Here is a 17,600-nt window from a genome sequence, read left to right as displayed (position 1 = left end):
TCCAGGCGCCCGCCCGGGGAGGGCCGCCGGTTCGGCCGTCGGTTCAGTCCACCCCCTTGATCCGCACCACCAGCAGCGCCCCCGCCAGGCCGATCACCGCCGCGACCAGGTACAGGACCCGGTAGCCGCCCAGATAGGTCACGACCGGGGCCGCCAGCACCGGGGCCGCGACCTGGGGGAGGGCGTTGGCGATGTTGATGACGCCGAGGTCCTTGCCGCGGTCGAGGGCCTTCGGCAGGACGTCGGTCATCAGGGCGAAGTCGACGGAGGTGAAGACGCCGAAGCCGACGCCGAGGACGGCCGCGGCGGCGATCGCGCCCGGCCAGGTCTGCCAGCAGGCCAGTGCCGCCGTGGCCACCGCCATCAGGACGCCGGACCAGATCACGAACGGCTTGCGGCGGCCCAGCCGGTCCGACCACACCCCGCCCACCACGACCGTCGCGAGCAGCGTGATCCCGTTCACCGCGGTCAGGACGAGAACCCCCTGCTCGGGGTCGCCGAGGTGCAGCCGGTCGCGCAGGTAGTACAGCAGGTACAGCAGCACGAGGGCGTTGCTGAGGTTGATCAGGAACCGGGTCAGCCAGGCCCACGCCAGGTCGGGGTGCTCGCGCGGACTCAGCCGGAAGGAGGCGAGGAACGCCCGCCCGGACCAGGGCGGCCGGGCCGACTCCGGCAGCCGCAGGTCCTCGAAGCGCAGGACGTACGGCAGGACGCCGGCCAGCGTGAACACCGCGCACGCCGCGTACCCGCCGCCGGTGCCCCCGGCCACCGTCGCGAGCCCCGTTCCGCCGACCACGCCGAGGATCTGCGCCGCGCCCAGCCAGCCGCCGACGCTGCCGCGCTGGAGCCGTGGCACCCGGTCGGGCACGGCGGCGGTGACCGCGGCGAACGCGGCGTTCAGGGTCAGCTGGACCAGACACCAGCCCGCGGCCATCGTCCACACGCCGCCCGCGCCCGCGAGGAGCAGCAGGGACAGGGCGCCGCCGGCCGCCCCGGCCACGATCCACGGCGTACGGCGGCCCCACCGCGCGGTCGTCCGGTCGGACAGCGCGCCGAAGAGCGGGTTGGCGACCAGCGAGACGACCGCGCCCGCGCCCGTCACCCAGGCCAGCATCGTCTCCTTGGACATGCCGGAACCGGGCGCGAAGTCCTCCGCCTGGGAGGCGAGGAGGATCTGGAGGGGGCCGTACCAGCCCACCCAGATCGCCCCGTTGGCGAGCGAGAGGGCCGAGGTCCAGCCCCGGCCGACCCGTTCGACGGGCTCGGCGAGCGCGGACACGGACACGGGCACCGGCACGGCGGGGTCGGCCGCGGTCATCTCTGCGCCCGCAGGGCGTCCCGCAGCCAGGCGTACGAGGCCTTCGGGGTCCGCTCCAGGGTGTCGTAGTCCACGTGCACGAGGCCGAAGCGGCGCGCGTACCCCTCCGCCCACTCGAAGTTGTCCATCAGCGACCAGACGAAGTAGCCGCGTACGTCGACGCCCTGCTCCAACGCCCCGTGCAGCGCCCGTATGTGACCGTCCAGGAAGGCGATCCGCTCCTGGTCGTCGATGCCCTCGTACGAGCAGCCGTTCTCGGTGATGACGACCGGCGGGAGCCTGTCGCCGTAGCGCTCGCGGAAGCCGGTGAGCAGCTCGGTGAGCGCCTCGGGCACCACGGGCCAGCCGAAGTCGGTGACCGGGTACCCCTCCAGCTCCTTCACGGTGAAGGGCAGTTCGGCCGGCAGGGTGAGTCCGCCGAACTCGATCTCCGCGCCCTCGGGGGCGCCCACCTTCGTCGGCTGGTAGTAGTTGATCCCGTACCAGTCGACCGGCTCGCCGATGATCTTCAGGTCCGACTCGACGTCACCGGGCATCAGTTCGGCGATGCCCTCGGGGTAGCGGCCCAGCAGGACGGGGTCGGCGAAGAGCCGGTTGAGCAGAAGGTCGTAGAAGTCGGCCGCCTCCACGTCCTCGGTACGGTCCGAGGCCGCCCAGGTGGGGCCGTGCGAGTTGGCGATCCCGATGTCGCCCGCCCCGGCCGCGCGCAGCGCCCGTACGGCCAGGCCGTGGGCGAGGAGCTGGTGGTGGGCCACCGGCAGGGCGTCGAACATGAGCTGCCTGCCGGGGGCGTGGGCGCCGAGCGCGTGCCCGAGCAGGGTGTGCTCGGCGGGCTCGTTGAGGGTGATCCACTTCTTGACGCGGTCGCCGAGGCGTCCGGCGACGACCGAGGTGTACTCGGCGAAGCGCTCGGCGGTGTCCCGGTCCATCCAGTCGAGCTCGGCCGGCAGGTCCCAGTGGAAGAGGGTCGGCACGGGCCGTACGCCCGCCGCGCACAGCGCGTCGACCAGGCGGTCGTAGAAGTCGAGGCCGCCGGGGGAGTTCACCCGGGGCCAGGAGACGGAGAAGCGGTACGCGTCCACGCCGAGGCCGGCGAGGAGCGCCACGTCCTCGGGGTGGCGGCGGACGTGGTCGCAGGCCACCGCGGCCGTGGAGCCGTCCTTGACGTGTCCGGGCACGGCCGTGAAGGTGTCCCACACGGAGGGGCCGCGTTCGTCGACCGCGCCCTCGATCTGATGGGCCGAGGTGGACACGCCCCAGAGGAAGCCGGAGGGGAACTGCGGGAGAGGGTTCGTCGCCATGCGCGATCATCCGTACCTGCGGTAACGGAAGTCAACGGTTCGGCGTGAACCGGTGGCCGGCGGTCTTGGGGCCCCTCCCTTCAGGCCGCTCCCTTCAGGCTCCTTCCTTCAATACCCGGGAGATCAGCTCGCGCTGGTCGTCCGTGAGCCTCGGGTCGGCGGCGTGGACCGTCCTGCCGTCCACGGTGATCTCGTACTGGAAGCCGTCCGGGACGCCGGCCGGGGGCGTGCCGTGGCCCGCGGCGAGGGCCCGTTCGGCCAGGGCGTGCCACTCGGGGGCGTCGGGCCGTGCCGAGGTGTCCACCTCGGCACGGCGCTCGATGCCCGCGAACCCGCCCGTACGCCGCACTTCGATACGCATGGAGTCCTGTCCGGTACGAGTCGGGCACCGGAGGCCGGGCGCCTCCGGGCTACGGGTCGGATACCCGGGATCCGGCGGCGGATCCCGCGCTAGGAGGACGGAACCCCGACCTGTTCCCAGGCCTTCGTCACGGCCTGGAGCTCCTCCCCCTCGTTGTACCGGGTCCGCGCCGCGGCGAGGGTGAGCCGCGCGAAGTCCGAGAAGAGCGCCTGCTGCGACAGTTCGCCGCCGGTCAGCACGTCGTACCAGATCTGTCCGGCCCGCTCCCAGGCGTGGCCGCCGAGGGCGCCGGCGGTGAGGTAGAAGGCGTGGTTGGGGATGCCCGAGTTGATGTGGACGCCGCCGTTGTCGCGGTTGGTGTGGACGTAGCCGTCCATGGTCCCGGGCTGCGGGTCCTTGCCCAGCGCGTCGTCGTCGTACGCGGTGCCGGGAGCCTTCATCGAACGCAGGGCGGTGCCGTTGACCCGCGGGGCGAGCAGTCCGGCGCCGATCAGCCAGTCGGCCTCGGCGGCGGTCTGGCCGAGCGTGTACTGCTTGATCAGCGAGCCGAAGACGTCCGACATGGACTCGTTCAGGGCGCCCGACTGGCCGTAGTAGGCGAGGTTCGCCGTGTACTGCGTGACGCCGTGGGTCAGTTCGTGCCCGATGACGTCGACCGGGATGGTGAAGTCGAGGAAGATCTCGCCGTCGCCGTCGCCGAACACCATCTGCTCGCCGTTCCAGAAGGCGTTGTTGTAGTGCGTGTCGAAGTGCACGCTGGCGTCCAGCGGCAGGCCCTCGCCGTTGATCGAGGTGCGCTGGTACGCGTTCAGGTACAGGTCGAAGGTCGCACCGAGGCCGGCGTAGGCGCGGTTGACGGTGGCGTCCTTGCCCGGCTTGTCGCCCTCGGACCTGACCTTCCTGCCGGGGAGGTCCTGGCGGTGGCGGGCGTCGTAGATCGTGCGGTGCGGCGCGGGGGCGCCGGTCCCCGCGGGGGCGGCGACGGCCGGCGCGCCGATCACGGTGGTCAGCCGGCGGTGGGTGCGCTCGTACGCGTCGCGCTCCAGGGTCTGGCGCGCGGGACCGGAGAGCGCGGGGTCCTCGTGCCGGGCGAGCTTGTCGAGGACGTGGGGCGGAACGATGGTGCAGTGGACGGGCTCGAAGCCCCCGTTGGTCGTCATGCCCGGCACCCTTGCACTGAGTGATCCTCTTGTCACTACGTGCAACCATGATTGGTGAAATGGGGCGAAAGGGAGCCTGGGGTTCCGCGTGGAAGTGGTATGGCGCACTTTTTGTCCCTTTCGGGGCATGCGATCCCGCATACTGATACAGCCCTCCGCACGGAGCGCGGCTCCGCTAGGCTGCGGAGCATCATGCGTTTCGGGCTGCTTCTCCTTAGCTGCCGCGGCGAGGGCCTGTAGTCGAGGCCGACCCCCTCCCCGCGGAGTCTGGCGTTGCGCCGTCGGCCGTCCTTTCGGACATCCTGAGGAGCCTACGCATCATGGCGGACAGCCAGAGCAGCCAGCACGCCCGTACCAACCGTCAGCGGCCCACGTCCATGCCGGTGCACAAGTACGGCCAGTACGACCAGGTCGACATCCCCGACCGGAACTGGCCGGACAACCGGATCACCGTCGCCCCCCGCTGGCTCTCCACGGACCTGCGCGACGGCAACCAGGCGCTGATCGACCCCATGTCGCCCGCGCGCAAGCGTGAGATGTTCGACCTGCTGGTCAAGATGGGCTACAAGGAGATCGAGGTCGGCTTCCCGGCCTCGGGCCAGACGGACTTCGACTTCGTCCGCTCGATCATCGAGGACGAGACCGCGATCCCGGACGACGTGACGATCTCCGTACTGACCCAGGCCCGCGAGGACCTGATCGAGCGGACCGTCGAGTCGCTGAAGGGCGCCAGGCGCGCCAACGTGCACCTGTACAACGCCACCGCCCCGGTCTTCCGCCGCGTGGTCTTCCGCGGCTCCAAGGACGACATCAAGCAGATCGCCGTCGACGGCACGCGTCTGGTCGTCGAGTACGCGGAGAAACTGCTGGGCCCCGAGACCGAGTTCGGGTACCAGTACAGCCCCGAGATCTTCACCGACACCGAGCTGGACTTCGCCCTGGAGGTCTGCGAGGCGGTCATGGACGTCTGGCAGCCCGGCCCGGGCCGCGAGATCATCCTCAACCTGCCCGCCACGGTGGAGCGTTCGACCCCCTCCACGCACGCGGACCGCTTCGAGTGGATGGGCCGTCACCTGTCCCGCCGCGAGTACGTCTGCCTGTCGATCCACCCCCACAACGACCGCGGCACCGCCGTCGCCGCCGCCGAACTGGCCCTGATGGCCGGCGCCGACCGCGTCGAGGGCTGCCTGTTCGGCCAGGGCGAGCGCACCGGCAACGTCGACCTGGTCACCCTGGGCATGAACCTGTTCTCGCAGGGCGTCGACCCGCAGATCGACTTCTCCGACATCGACGAGATCCGTCGTACGTGGGAGTACTGCAACCAGATGGAGGTCCACGCGCGCCACCCGTACGTGGGCGACCTGGTCTACACGTCCTTCTCCGGCTCCCACCAGGACGCCATCAAGAAGGGCTTCGACGCGATGGAGGCCGAGGCGAAGGCCAAGGGCGTCACCGTCGACGACATCGAGTGGGCCGTCCCGTACCTGCCCATCGACCCCAAGGACGTCGGCCGCTCCTACGAGGCCGTCATCCGGGTCAACTCGCAGTCGGGCAAGGGCGGTATCGCGTACGTCCTGAAGAACGACCACAAGCTGGACCTGCCCCGCCGCATGCAGATCGAGTTCTCGAAGATCATCCAGGCGAAGACCGACGCCGAGGGCGGCGAGGTCACCCCGAAGGACATCTGGGCGACCTTCGAGGACGAGTACCTGCCGAACCCGGACAACGCCTGGGGCCGCATCCAGGTCCGCACGGGCCAGTCGACCACCGACACCGACGGCGTGGACACGCTGAAGGTCGAGGCCACCGTCGACGGCCGGGACACCGTCCTGGCCGGTACCGGCAACGGTCCGATCTCCGCCTTCTTCGACGCCCTCCAGTCCATCGGCATCGACGTACGCCTGCTGGACTACCAGGAGCACACGATGAGCGAGGGCGCCTCCGCGCAGGCCGCGTCCTACATCGAGTGCGCGATCGGCGACAAGGTCCTGTGGGGAATCGGCATCGACGCGAACACGACACGCGCTTCGCTGAAGGCCGTCGTCTCCGCCGTCAACCGCGCGGCCCGCTGACCGCGTCCACCTGGTTCTTTCCGGCCCCGTCCGCCTTTCGAGGCGGGCGGGGCCGGGTCGTGTCCCGGCCAATTCGTGTGCAGGTCACAAGCAGGTCTCGTCACAGGTACTGACTACACCTCAACAATGTGGCTAACATCACGCCAGCGCGGCGATGTTGCCGTGGCATTACGGAGGTGTGCGACGTGCTGCCAGGATGGGGACGAAACGGTCGTGCAGTTCAGGTTCCCCGCATCCTGGGCACCCGTACGGCGTGGAGCACCGTGGGCGACGGCGAGTTCTTCTGCCCCGGCTGCGGCGGCGACCGCAACTACCAGCGGCTCACCGGCCGGCGCCGCTTCACTCTTCTGGGTGTTCCCGTCCTCCCGCGCGGCGAGACGGGGCCTGTCGTCGAATGCGCGGCCTGCCGCAGCCACTACGGCGCCGACGTCCTGGACCACCCCACCACCAACCGCTTCTCCGCGATGCTCCGCGACGCCGTCCACACCGTCGCGCTCGCGGTCCTCGCCGCGGGCGGCTGCTGCGCCCGCTCGTCCCTGGAGACCGCCGCCGCGACCGTCCGCTCGGCCGGCTTCGAGGACTGCACCGAGGACCAGCTGGGCGCCCTCGTCGAGGCCCTCGCCGCCGACACCGGCCGCTTCCTCGGCGAGCCCTGCGGAGCGAGTCTGGCCATAGAGCTCCACGAGGCCCTGGACCCGCTGGCCCCGCACCTCGCCGCTACGGGCCGCGAGGCGATCCTCCTCCAGGGCGCCCGCATCGCCCTCGCCGACGGCCCGTACACCCCCGCCGAACGGGACGCGCTCGCCACCGTGGGCGCGGCCCTGACGATCTGCTCGGACGACGTGACCCGCCTCCTGGCCACGGCCCGCACACCGTCGTAGCGGTCAGGACAGGCCCCCGCCCGCCGTTACTCCCCGGGGAGTAACGGCCACCGCCGCACACCCCTCGCAGTAGCGTCCGGCTCGCTCCCGCGGGTGACGAAAGGCGGTTCCCGGACCGGAAGTCTGGATCAGGAAACAGACGTCCGGACCGAAGGGAGGCCCTGTCCATGGGGGCCGGAGGAACACGTACGCGATGGCGGGCCGTGCCGTGGGCGGTGCTCGCCCTGTGGGTCGGACTGCTCGCCGCCGTCGGGCCGTTCGCGGCCAAGCTGTCGGACGTGCAGCACGACCGCGCCGTCGACTATCTGCCCTCGGGCGCCGACTCCACCCGGGCCGCACGGATCGAGGACCGGCTGCCCGGCGGGGAGGCCACCGAACTGGTGCTCGTCTACCACCGCGACGGGGGCCTGCGCCCGGCCGACCGGGACACCGCGGCCCGCCAGGTCGCCGCGATCACCCGGGCCAACCCGCTCACCGGCACCCCGAAGGCCGTGCCGTCCCCCGACGGCACCACCCTGATGTACCCCCTCGCCTCCACCGCGCCGGGTACCGACGAGAAGAAGCGCAACGCGTTCGTGCACGACGTCCGTGACGTCGCCAGGGACTCCGCCGGGATGAGCGTCGTCGTCGGCGGCCCCGGAGCCCTGGCCACCGACGCGGGCGAGGTCTACGACTCCCTCGGCGGACCGCTGCTGTACACCACCGTCGCGGTCGTCGCCCTCCTGCTGATCCTCATCTACCGCAGCCCGCTCCTCTGGCTCGTCCCGCTCGCCGTCGCGGGCGTCGCCGACTACCTGTCGATGGGCGTCACCTACGGCCTGCACCAGGCGTTCGGCACCAGCGTCTCCGGCCAGAGCACCGGCGTGATGACGATTCTCGTCTTCGGCGCGGGGACCGACTACGCCCTGCTGATCATCTCCCGCTACCGGGAGGAACTGCGGCGCGTGGAGCGCCCCTACGACGCCATGAAGGAGGCCCTGCGCGGCTGCGGGCCCGCCGTGCTCGCCTCCTCGGGGACCGTCGCGGCCGGACTGCTCTGCCTGCTCGCCGCCGACCTCAACAGCAGCCGGGGCATGGGCCCGACCGGCACCGTCGGCGTGCTCTGCGCACTCCTCGCCATGCTGACCCTCCTGCCCGCCGTGCTCGTCCTGCTCGGGCGGCGGGTGTTCTGGCCGCTCGTCCCCGCCCATGGCGGCGAACCCCGGCAGCGGCGGAGCCTGTTCGCCGCCATGGGATCCTCCGCGGGACGCAGGCCGCTCGTCGTCCTGGCGAGCGGAGCCGCCCTGCTCGGGGCCCTCGCCCTCGGCACACTGAACCTGCCCGGACCCCTGAAGCAGCAGGACTCCTTCGCCCACCGGCCCGACTCGGTCGCCGCGATGGAGACCCTCGCCCGCGCCTACCCCGGACAGGGCACCCGGCCGATCACCGTGATCACCCCCACCGGACGGGCCGAGGCGACCCTGTCCGCCGTACGCGGCCACACCGGGGTCGCGAGCGCCGTGCGCGGCCGCAGCGGCGGGGGCTGGACCGAGCTCTCCGTCATCGCGCGCGGCGCCCCGCAGTCGGCGGCCGAGACCGCCACGATCAAGGCCCTGCGCGCGGACCTCGGCGGATCGTACGTCGGCGGCCCGAGCGCCCAGCAGATCGACCTCCAGGACACCGACGCCCGCGACCGGCTCGTCGTCGTCCCGATCGTGCTCGTCTCGGTGCTGCTGATCCTCGTCCTGCTGCTGCGCTCCCTCGTGGCGCCCCTGCTGCTCGTCGCCGCCGTCATCGCGGTGTGGGGCGCGGCGCTGGGCATCGGCGGCCTCGTCTTCGGTCCGCTGCTCGGGTTCGCGGGCACCGACCCCGGCCTCGGCCTGCTCTCCTTCGTGTTCCTGGTCGCCCTCGGCGTCGACTACGGGATCTTCCTCATGCACCGGATGCGCGAGGAGTCCCTCTCCGGCGCCGAACCGGCCGCCGCCGCGCTGACCGCGCTGCGCACCACCGGGGGCGTGATCGCCTCGGCCGGCCTCGTCCTCGCGGCCACCTTCGCCGTGCTCACGAACATGGGCCTCCTCCAGCTGGTCCAGCTCGGCTTCGTCATCTCCGCCGGAGTGCTCCTCGACACCTTCCTCGTCCGCACGTACCTGGTGACCAGCGCGAGCGTGGCCCTGGGCCGGACGATGTGGTGGCCGGGCGGCCTCTCCCGGGAGCCGGACCCCGAGGCGGCCGGACGGCCCGACGCCGTCCCCGTCGGCTGAGCCGCACACCGGACGACCGGCATCGGGCGCCCCCGCCTCCCGCGGGGGCGCCCCCTCACGGAAGATGAAGCGGTGGACGTCAAACGCATGCTGCACCTCACCGGCTCCGGACACCGGGGGAACACCGACCCGGCACGGGTCCTGCGCGAGGACGCGCTGCTCGCCGCCGTGCTGCTGGCCGTCGATGTCACCGTGGCGCTCACCGTGCACACCGGCGGCCGGCGGCCGGACCTGCTCGGCTGGACCCTGCTGGCCGGCGCGCACCTCGCCGTGGTCTTCCGGCGGCGTGCCCCGCTCGCCGCGTTCCTCGGAGTCGTCGTCTGCGTCGCCCCGTACCACGCGCTCGACTTCGACCACAGCGCGCCGCAGGCCGTCTCCATGGCCGCGCTGTTCACCGTCGCCGTCACGGGGACCCCGCTGCGCTCCCTGGTCATCGGCACCGGGGTCGTCGGCATCATGCTCGCGGTCAAGTTCGCCCAGGGCACGGCCGAGGGCACCCAGGCGCTGCGCGTCACCGGCTGGATCGTCTCGTTCGTCGTGCTCGGCGTGTGCGTCCGGGTGCACGGGCAGTACCTGGCCTCGGTCGTCGAACGGGCCGAGCGCGCGGAACGCACCCGTGAGGAGGAGGCCCGGCGCAGGGTCGCCGAGGAACGGCTGCGCATCGCCCGGGACCTGCACGATCTGCTCGCCCACAGCATCACCCTGATCGGGGTGCAGACCTCCGTCGCCGCCCACGTCCTGGCCGCCGACCCCGACCGTCTCGACCGGACGGCCGTCGCCAAGGCCCTCGACGACATCTCCGAGACCTGCCGCAGCGCCCGCGGCGAACTGCGGACCACGCTGGAGGTGCTGCGCGACCCCGAGCCCGGCGGCGGCGAGGGCCGGGGGCCGCTGCCCGGCCTCGACGGGGTGCCCGACCTGGTGGCGGCGGCCCGCGCGGCGGGCACGGAGGTGGAGCCGCCCGCCGTGGTGGGAGCCGACGGCGTTCCCTCCGCCGTGGGCGCCGCCGCCTACCGCATCGTCCAGGAGGCGCTGACCAACGCGGTACGCCACGCGGGCCCCGGGGCCAGGGTCCGCGTGGACCTGGGCACGGACGGCTCGGCGCTGCGGGTGGGGGTCACGGACGACGGCCTCGGCGACACGGGCGGCCCGCCCGGCTTCGGCCTGGTGGGCATGCGGGAGCGGGCCCGCAGCGTGGGCGGCACCCTGGAGACCGGGACCCGGGAGGAGGGGGGATTCGCCGTGCTGGCGGTACTGCCCCTCCAGGGCGGGACACGATGACCATTCGTGTGGTCCTCGCCGACGACCAGAACCTCGTACGGGCCGCGTTCGCCATGCTCGTGGAATCGGCGCGGGACATGGAGGTGGTCGGACAGGCCGCCACCGGCCGCGAGGCCGTCGAGCTGGCCCGCACCGGGCGCGCCGACCTGGTCGTGATGGACATCCGCATGCCCGACCTGGACGGCATCGAGGCGACCCGGCTCATCGCCGCCGACCCGGACCTCGCCCGGGTCAGGGTCCTCGTGCTCACCACGTACGACACCGACGAGCACGTCGTGGAGGCGCTGCGCGCCGGCGCCTCCGGCTTCCTGGTCAAGGACACCCGGCCCGCCGAACTCCTGGACGCGATCCGCACGGTGGCCGCCGGGGACGCGCTGCTCTCACCGGGGCCCACCGCCCGTCTCGTGGCCCGCTTCCTGCGCGCCCCGTCCGTCCCCACGCTCACCGCGGGCGGTCCCGAGGGGCTCTCCGAGCGCGAGCGCGAGGTGCTCACCCTGGTCGCCCGCGGCCTCAACAACACCGAGATCGCTGCGGCGTTGGGGCTCAGTCCGCTCACCTCCAAGACCCACGTCAGCCGCATCATGGGCAAACTGGGCGCCCGCGACCGGACCCAGCTGGTCATCGTGGCGTACGAGTCGGGCCTGGTGACCCCGGGGGCCTGATGATCCCGGGACCTGATGGTCCATCACCGGACTCCGTGGCCACGGGTATCGCCGTGGCCTCCGGGGCACATTAGGTGCACGGACATCCCACGTCCCATGTTCCACGACCGACGCCCGAAGCAGCCGACCCAGTCCAGGGAGCGCCATGACCAGCAGGAGCCGCACGCTCGCGTTCGCCGCCGCCACCGGACTCCTCACCGCCCTCGCCGCCACCGGCGGCACCGCGGCGGCCGCGTCCCGGGGCGGCGGGGGCTGCGCCTCCTCGGTCCCGTACACCGCGGGCCGGGACGGCTACGACACGTACCGCATCCCCGCGACCGTCACCACCGGGGCCGGCACGCTGCTCGCCTTCGCCGAGGGGCGGCACGGCGGAGCGGGCGACACCGGGAACATCGACGTCGTCCTCAGACGCTCCTTCGACGGCGGCTGCACCTGGGGCCCGCTGCGGGTCGTGGCGTCGGGGGACGGCGACACCCGGGGCAACCCGGCGCCCGTGGTCGACCCCCGAACCGGCCGGATCGTCCTGCTCACGTCGTACAACAGCGGTGCCGTGACCGAGGCGCAGATCATGAGGGGCGAGGTGACGGCGGCGCAGAGCCGGCGCGTCTTCGTCCAGACCAGCCGGGACGACGGGCTGCACTTCACCACCCCGCGGGAGATCACCGGCCAGGTGAAGCGGCCGGACTGGCGGTGGTACGCCACCGGGCCCGGCCACGCGATCGCCCTGCGCCACGGGCCGCACGCGGGACGCCTGGTCGTGCCCGCCGACCACTCCGCGGCCCCGCCCGCCGGGTCCTCCGACACCGGTCAGGAGGCCAGGTACTACGGAGCGCACGCGCTGTACAGCGACGACGGCGGGCGCACCTGGCGGCTCGGCTTCGTCGACGACACCTACGACGGGCTCGACAACTCCAACGAGAGCGCGGTGGCCGAACTCCCCGACGGAAGGCTCTACTTCACCTCGCGCGACCAGCACGGAACCCGCCCGGGCAACCGCCTCGACGCGTACTCGAGCGACGGCGGCGAGACCCTGGACCGTCCGTTCGCCGTCCAGCCCACGCTGAACGAGGTCCCCGTCGTCCAGGCGAGCGTCCTCCAGCCGTCCGGCCGCTTCGCCCCGCTCCTCTTCTCGGGCCCCTCCGTCCCCGACGCCCGCCGGTCCATGGCCGTCTGGCGCAGCACGAGCGCCGGCGCCGGCTTCGTGAAGGCCACCACGCTGTCCGCACGGCCCGCCGCCTATTCGGACCTGGTCCAGCTCGGCCCCTCCGGCGTCGGCGTCCTCTACGAGACCGGGGGCACGGGCCCGTACGAGTCCATCGAGTTCCGGCGCCTGCCGCTCGGCGGGCTCCTGCGGTAGCTCAGAGCAGTCCCGCCGACGCCAGGTACTTCCCGACCCGCTCGACCTCGCCCGGCGACAGCGGCACCTGGGGTTCCGCCGTCGCGGGGCAGTCGATGACGCCCCGCAGGCGCAGCGCGGCCTTGAAGGCGCCGAGCGCCGAGGAACTGCCGCCCATCCGGGCCGGGTCGCCGGCGCCCACCAGGCCGAACAGCTCGCACAGCCGCTCCTGTTCGGCCCGCGCCCGCTCCCAGTCACCCGCCGCGCACAGCTCGTACAGCCGTACGTAGCCCACCGGGTCCACGTTGGCCAGACCGGGGACCACCCCGTCCGCGCCCAGCGCGAGCGCCGAGTCGACGACCACCTCGGAACCGGTGAGCGCGGTGAAACCGCCGACGCCGGGGCGCGTACGGGCGCCGGTGACGACCGCGCGGAAGCCGCCGAGGTCGCCGCTCGAGTCCTTGAGCCCCGCGAGGACGCCGTCGGCGGCCAGTTCGAGGACCAGATCGGGGCCCAGCTTGCTGTGGACGGAGGCCGGGAGGTCGTACGCGAACACGGGCAGCCCGGCGCGGGCGGCGACGAGACGGAAGTGACGGGCGATCTCCGCAGGATGGGTGCGGGTGTAGAACGGGGCCGTGACGACGATCGCGTCCGCGCCCGCGGCCCGCGCGGTGTGCGCGTGCTCCAGGACGCGCGGCGTCGTCATGTCGATGGCGCCGGCCAGCACGGGGAGCCCGCCGGCGACGTGCGCGACGGCCGTCTCCACCACGAGCCTGCGCTGCGCGTCCGTCAGATAGGCCACCTCGGACGTCGAGCCGAGGACGAACAGACCGTGCACCCCGGCGTCCACGAGATGGTCGATGAGCCGGGTGAGCGACGGGACGTCCACCTCGCGGTCCGGTGTCAGGGGCGTGCAGACGGGCGGTACGACACCGGTCAGCGGGGCGGGCAAGGTCATGAAGGCTCCCTGATGTGCTGCTGGGGCGGAACGTCGGCCGGGGCGGCGGTCCCCGCGGCGGACTCGGCCTGCGCCACGAGGGTGCGCGTCGACCGGCCCTCCTCCACAGGATGGTGGCACCGGAAGCGGTGCCCGGGGGCCGACGCGGCCGTGAACTCCGGCATCCGGGTCGCGCATTCCCCGTCGGCCCGCCAGCACCGGGTGCGGAAGGGGCAGCCGCTCGGCGGGCGCGTCGCCGAGGGCACCGGCCCGGTCAGCGGGATCGGCTCGACCGGGTCCAGCAGGCTCGGCGTCGCCGAGAACAGCGCCCGGGTGTACGGATGCCGGGAGCCCTCGGTGACCTCGCCGGCCGGGGACTCCTCGACGATCCGCCCCAGGTACATCGTGATCACCCGGTCGCTCATCCGGCGCACCGTCTGGATGTCGTGGGACACGAACACCAGGGCCAGGCCGAGGCGTTCCTTCAGATCGAGGAGGAGGTTGAGGATCTGCGCGCGCACCGACACGTCCAGCGCGCTCGTCGGCTCGTCGGCCGCCACCAGGCCGGGGTCGAGCGCCAGCGCCCGGGCGATCGCCACCCGTTGGCGCTGACCGCCGGAGAGCTGCCCGGGCAGCGCGTCCGCGAGGGCCGCGGGCAGACCGACCAGGGACATCAACTCCCGCACCCGGCCTTCGCGTTCGGCGGCGCTTCCGCGCCGGTGCACATCCAGCGGGTCGCGCAGGATCCGGCGTACGGGCAGCCGGCGGTTCAGCGCCGTCGAGGGGTCCTGGAAGATCATGCCCGTGCCGGCCCCGACGGCCGTGCGCCGTTCGTCAGGACGCAGGGACCACAGATCACGGCCGCCGAACGTCACCGTGCCGGACGTCGGGCGCTGCACCCCCACCAGCACCCTCGCGAGCGTCGACTTGCCGCAGCCCGACTCGCCGACCACCCCGATCGTCTCGCCGGGCAGGACGGTGAGATCGGCGCCGGTCAGGGCGTACACCCGGTCGCGGGTGAACACACCGCCGCTCCGCGCCCTGTGGACGACGTGCGTGCCGGTGAGCCGGACGAGCGCGTCCGCCGGGGATGGGCTCATTTCACGGCCTCGCTCTCCGTGGTCACCAGGTCGACGGCCGGGTGGTGGCAGGCCGCCGTGTGGGTGCGGGGGCCGACGAGGTCCGGTGCCGTCGTCCGGCAGGTCTCGTCCGCCATCGGGCACCGGTCGGCGAACCGGCAGCCTGCCGGGAAACCGGCGGGGGAGGGGACGACCCCCCTGATCTGCGTCATGCGCTCCGCCGCCGACTCCAGGGACAGGACGCTGCCCAGCAGTCCGCGTGTGTAGTGGTGCGCGGGGGACTCCACCAGGTCCGCCGTCACCCCCGTCTCCACGATCTGCCCGCCGTACATCACGACCACCCGGTCGGTCACCGACGAGATCAGCGCCAGGTCGTGCGAGACGAGGACCAGGGCGAAGTCCAGTTCCGCCCGCAGCCGCAGCAGCAGCTCCATGACCTGCGCCTGCACGGTCACGTCCAGGGCCGTCGTCGGCTCGTCCGCGACGATCAGCGCGGGCTCACGGGACAGCGCCATCGCGATCAGCACCCGCTGGCGCTGGCCCCCGGACAGCTCGTGGGGGTAGCTGCGCAGGGTGCGCTCGGGATCGAGGCCGACCAGGGCGAGGAGTTCGGCCGCCGTGCGCCGGCCGCCCCGCCGTATCACCTGCTTCAGCTGCGCCCTGATCGTCATGGCCGGATTCAGGGACGAGAGCGCGTCCTGGTAGACCATCGCCATCTCGTGGCCCAGAAGCCGCCGCCGTACCCGCATCGGCTCGCCGACCAGCTGCCGCTGCCGGAACCGGACCTGCCCGCGGACCCGGGCGCCCTTCGGCTCCAGACCCATCACCGCCAGGGCCGTCAGGGACTTCCCGCAGCCCGACTCGCCCACCAGGCCCAGGACTTCACCGGGATACACCTCGAAGCTGATGCCGTCGACGATGTCCACGCCGCCGTGCCGGTCGTCGAAGCCGATGGCCAGATCCTCGACGGCGAGCACGGGCCGCCCGCCCGTGACCGGGGGCCGGGCCCGTGCGCGCAGCCGGGCCGCGGCCCGCGCCAGACCGGGCAGTTCGACGACCGTGCCGCTGCCCGGCTCCGGGGTTTCGAGCCGGTCCTGCGCGGGCGGCACCGACACCTCCCGGGCGGCCGGCGCGGCCCACGCGTCGGAGACGCCCTCGGAGAGGATGTTCAGGGACAGCACGGTGAGGAGCATCAGCAGGCCCGGAAAGACGGTGGCCCACCAGCCGCCGGTCAGCACCATGTTCTTGCCGTCGGCGATGACACTGCCCCAGGACGGGTCCGGGGGCCGCACGCCCGCGCCGATGAAGGACAGCGAGGCCTCGAACACGATCGCCTCGGCGACCTGCACGGTGCAGAACACCAGCACCGGGGCCGCGCAGTTGACGGCCACGTGCCGCAGGACGATGTGCGGGGTGCGGGCGCCGATCACCTGCTCGGCGGTGACGTAGTCCTCGCCGTACTGGGAGAGGACGTTCGCCCGCACGACCCGGGCGACGGGCGGGGTGAACAGGAACGCGATCGCGCAGATCAGCACGGTGATCCCACCGCCGAACACGGCGACGAGCACGGCGGCGAGCGCGATGCCCGGGAACGCCATCACCACGTCCAGGGCGCGCATCAGCGTCTCGTCGACCGCCTTGCGCGAGGTCGCGGCGAGCGCGCCGAGCAGCGCGCCCACGACCAGGGCGAGCGCGGTGGCGCCGAGACCGATGGCCAGGGACCAGCGGGCCCCGTACATCAGCCGGCTGAGGATGTCCCGGCCGAGGCTGTCCTGCCCCATCCAGTGGTCCGCCGACGGATGCCCCGTGCCGTCGGTCTGCGGCTGCTGGTCCAGCGGGTCGTGCGGCGCGAGCAGCGGGGCGAACAGCGCCACCACCAGGACCACGGCCAGGAAGCAGACCGCGATCCTCGACGGCGGCGGCAGTCTGCGCCAGCCGCGCAGCCGGACGCCGGGCCGGGCGAGGGCCCCCGCGAGCGCCTTCCGCGTGATCATCGGGTCGCCTCCCTCAGTCGTGGGTTGACCAGCAGATACAGGATGTCGATGACGAGGTTCACGACCACGAAGCCGATGGCCGTGGTCAGCACGACGCCCTGCACGACGGCGGGGTCCCCGTTCTGCACGGCGTCGATCATCAGCTTGCCCATGCCGGGCAGCGAGAAGATCGTCTCGATGACGACCGCCCCGCCCAGCAGATAGCCGACCCGCAGCCCCAGCACGGTGAGCGGGTTCATCAGGGCGTTGCGCAGGACGTTGCGGCCCACGACCACCCGGGGCGGCAGCCCGCTGCCGATCGCGGTGCGCACGTAGTCCTTGTCGAGCTCCTCGACCACGGAGGTGCGGACGATCCGGGTGAGCTGGGCGGCGACCGGCAGGGACAGCGCGAGCGCCGGGAGCGCCATGGTCTTCAGCCAGCCGGTCAGCGAGTCGGCCGGGTTGATGTAGCCGCCGGTCGGGAACCAGCCCTGGTCGACGGCGAGGTACTGGATCATCAGCAGGGCCAGCCAGAAGCCCGGTGCGGCGACCCCGGTGAGGGACACCACCCGGATGATCTGGTCCGGCAGCCGGTCGCGGTGGATCGCCGCCGTCACCCCGCCGAGCAGCGCCAGCACCACCGCGATGCCGAGCCCCAGGAAGGTGAGCTGGAGGGTGAGCGGCAGCGCGGTGGTGACCTGGTCGACGACCGGCGCCCGGGTGAGCGCGCTGGTGCCCAGGTCGCCGTGCAGCAGGTCCCCCACGAAGTGGAGGTACCGCACCGGCAGCGGATCGAGCAGCCCGTTCCGCTCCCTGAAGTCGTGCAGCTGCCGCGGGGTCGGGTTGGCGCCCTGGAAGAACGCGGACGCCGGGTCGACGTCCGAGAACCGCATCACCAGGAACACGAACAGGACGATCCCGAGCATGAGCGGAACCAGCAGCGCGATCCGGCGCAGCAGGATCCTGACGATGGCGACCACGTACGAACTCCCCCGT

14 protein-coding genes are annotated in these 17,600 nt (G+C 72.7%); 6 read left to right on the top strand and 8 right to left on the bottom strand.

The features are described from left to right. Nucleotides 1–43: 43 nt before the first annotated feature. The 4 genes from WJM95_RS10115 to WJM95_RS10100 form a co-directional block, all read right to left on the bottom strand. Nucleotides 44–1,318 (bottom strand): MFS transporter, encoded by a 1,275-nt coding sequence (locus WJM95_RS10115; RefSeq protein ID WP_339129256.1) that lies wholly within the window; start codon nt 1,316–1,318, stop codon nt 44–46. Continuing rightward, nucleotides 1,315–2,619 carry a GH1 family beta-glucosidase gene (locus WJM95_RS10110; protein ID WP_339129255.1) on the bottom strand — a complete coding sequence of 435 codons (1,305 nt, stop codon included), beginning with the start codon at nt 2,617–2,619 and terminating at the stop codon, nt 1,315–1,317. The genes WJM95_RS10115 and WJM95_RS10110 overlap by 4 nt, the downstream gene beginning before the upstream one ends. Before the next feature lie 94 nt (nt 2,620–2,713). Continuing rightward, the gene (locus tag WJM95_RS10105; protein WP_339129254.1) at nt 2,714–2,980 is read right to left on the bottom strand and encodes a protealysin inhibitor emfourin; all 267 of its coding nucleotides are present in this window, start codon (nt 2,978–2,980) and stop codon (nt 2,714–2,716) included. 89 nt (nt 2,981–3,069) lie between these two features. Beyond that, the gene (locus tag WJM95_RS10100; protein WP_339129253.1) at nt 3,070–4,140 is read right to left on the bottom strand and encodes a M4 family metallopeptidase; all 1,071 of its coding nucleotides are present in this window, start codon (nt 4,138–4,140) and stop codon (nt 3,070–3,072) included. A 320-nt stretch (nt 4,141–4,460) separates the two neighbouring features. Between WJM95_RS10100 and leuA the strand changes: the two genes are divergently transcribed. The 6 genes from leuA (at nt 4,461) to WJM95_RS10070 (ending at nt 12,636) form a co-directional block, all read left to right on the top strand. Then, nucleotides 4,461–6,212 carry a 2-isopropylmalate synthase gene (gene leuA, locus WJM95_RS10095; protein ID WP_339129252.1) on the top strand — a complete coding sequence of 584 codons (1,752 nt, stop codon included), beginning with the start codon at nt 4,461–4,463 and terminating at the stop codon, nt 6,210–6,212. 185 nt (nt 6,213–6,397) lie between these two features. Further along, nucleotides 6,398–7,093 carry a TerB family tellurite resistance protein gene (locus WJM95_RS10090; RefSeq protein ID WP_339129251.1) on the top strand — a complete coding sequence of 232 codons (696 nt, stop codon included), beginning with the start codon at nt 6,398–6,400 and terminating at the stop codon, nt 7,091–7,093. A gap of 167 nt (nt 7,094–7,260) precedes the next feature. Next, nucleotides 7,261–9,336, top strand: a complete 2,076-nt coding sequence (locus WJM95_RS10085; RefSeq protein ID WP_339129250.1) for an MMPL family transporter — start codon at nt 7,261–7,263, stop codon at nt 9,334–9,336. 72 nt (nt 9,337–9,408) lie between these two features. Continuing rightward, entirely contained in the window at nt 9,409–10,617 is a 1,209-nt protein-coding gene (locus WJM95_RS10080) for a histidine kinase (RefSeq protein ID WP_339129249.1), read from the top strand. Next, on the top strand, nt 10,614–11,279 hold the full coding sequence (locus tag WJM95_RS10075; protein WP_339129248.1) for a response regulator transcription factor: 666 nt from the start codon (nt 10,614–10,616) through the stop codon (nt 11,277–11,279). Before WJM95_RS10080 ends, WJM95_RS10075 begins: the two co-directional genes overlap by 4 nt. Nucleotides 11,280–11,424: 145 nt before the next feature. After that, a complete protein-coding gene (locus WJM95_RS10070) occupies nt 11,425–12,636 on the top strand; it encodes a sialidase family protein (RefSeq protein WP_339129247.1) in 1,212 nt (403 codons plus the stop codon). 1 nt (nt 12,637) lies between these two features. On the opposite strand, the gene WJM95_RS10065 is transcribed toward WJM95_RS10070, so the two are convergent. The 4 genes from WJM95_RS10065 to WJM95_RS10050 are packed head-to-tail and all read right to left on the bottom strand — an operon-like array spanning nt 12,638 to nt 17,584. Beyond that, nucleotides 12,638–13,573, bottom strand: a complete 936-nt coding sequence (locus WJM95_RS10065) for a dihydrodipicolinate synthase family protein (RefSeq protein ID WP_339129246.1) — start codon at nt 13,571–13,573, stop codon at nt 12,638–12,640. After that, nucleotides 13,570–14,652, bottom strand: coding sequence for an ABC transporter ATP-binding protein (locus WJM95_RS10060; protein ID WP_339129245.1), 1,083 nt, complete (start codon nt 14,650–14,652; stop codon nt 13,570–13,572). Before WJM95_RS10060 ends, WJM95_RS10065 begins: the two co-directional genes overlap by 4 nt. After that, nucleotides 14,649–16,625 (bottom strand): dipeptide/oligopeptide/nickel ABC transporter permease/ATP-binding protein, encoded by a 1,977-nt coding sequence (locus WJM95_RS10055; protein ID WP_339129244.1) that lies wholly within the window; start codon nt 16,623–16,625, stop codon nt 14,649–14,651. The genes WJM95_RS10060 and WJM95_RS10055 overlap by 4 nt, the downstream gene beginning before the upstream one ends. Then, nucleotides 16,622–17,584 carry an ABC transporter permease gene (locus tag WJM95_RS10050; RefSeq protein ID WP_339129243.1) on the bottom strand — a complete coding sequence of 321 codons (963 nt, stop codon included), beginning with the start codon at nt 17,582–17,584 and terminating at the stop codon, nt 16,622–16,624. Before WJM95_RS10050 ends, WJM95_RS10055 begins: the two co-directional genes overlap by 4 nt. Between the last annotated feature and the right edge of the window lie 16 nt (nt 17,585–17,600).

This window comes from Streptomyces sp. f51, assembly GCF_037940415.1.
Classification (GTDB): Bacteria; Actinomycetota; Actinomycetes; order Streptomycetales; family Streptomycetaceae; genus Streptomyces.
The sequence above is the reverse complement of the archived record's forward strand: the minus strand, read 5'-3'. Positions and strand labels throughout refer to the sequence as shown.

Bases quoted from the DNA above. Each gene is read 5' to 3' on its own strand.
- WJM95_RS10115 (WP_339129256.1), bottom strand. From the start codon at position 1,318: ATGACCGCGGCCGACCCCGCCGTGCCGGTGCCCGTGTCCGTGTCCGCG.
- WJM95_RS10110 (WP_339129255.1), bottom strand. From the start codon at position 2,619: ATGGCGACGAACCCTCTCCCGCAGTTCCCCTCCGGCTTCCTCTGGGGC.
- WJM95_RS10105 (WP_339129254.1), bottom strand. From the start codon at position 2,980: ATGCGTATCGAAGTGCGGCGTACGGGCGGGTTCGCGGGCATCGAGCGC.
- WJM95_RS10100 (WP_339129253.1), bottom strand. From the start codon at position 4,140: ATGACGACCAACGGGGGCTTCGAGCCCGTCCACTGCACCATCGTTCCG.
- leuA (WP_339129252.1), top strand. From the start codon at position 4,461: ATGGCGGACAGCCAGAGCAGCCAGCACGCCCGTACCAACCGTCAGCGG.
- WJM95_RS10085 (WP_339129250.1), top strand. From the start codon at position 7,261: ATGGGGGCCGGAGGAACACGTACGCGATGGCGGGCCGTGCCGTGGGCG.
- WJM95_RS10075 (WP_339129248.1), top strand. From the start codon at position 10,614: ATGACCATTCGTGTGGTCCTCGCCGACGACCAGAACCTCGTACGGGCC.
- WJM95_RS10070 (WP_339129247.1), top strand. From the start codon at position 11,425: ATGACCAGCAGGAGCCGCACGCTCGCGTTCGCCGCCGCCACCGGACTC.
- WJM95_RS10065 (WP_339129246.1), bottom strand. From the start codon at position 13,573: ATGACCTTGCCCGCCCCGCTGACCGGTGTCGTACCGCCCGTCTGCACG.
- WJM95_RS10060 (WP_339129245.1), bottom strand. From the start codon at position 14,652: ATGAGCCCATCCCCGGCGGACGCGCTCGTCCGGCTCACCGGCACGCAC.
- WJM95_RS10055 (WP_339129244.1), bottom strand. From the start codon at position 16,625: ATGATCACGCGGAAGGCGCTCGCGGGGGCCCTCGCCCGGCCCGGCGTC.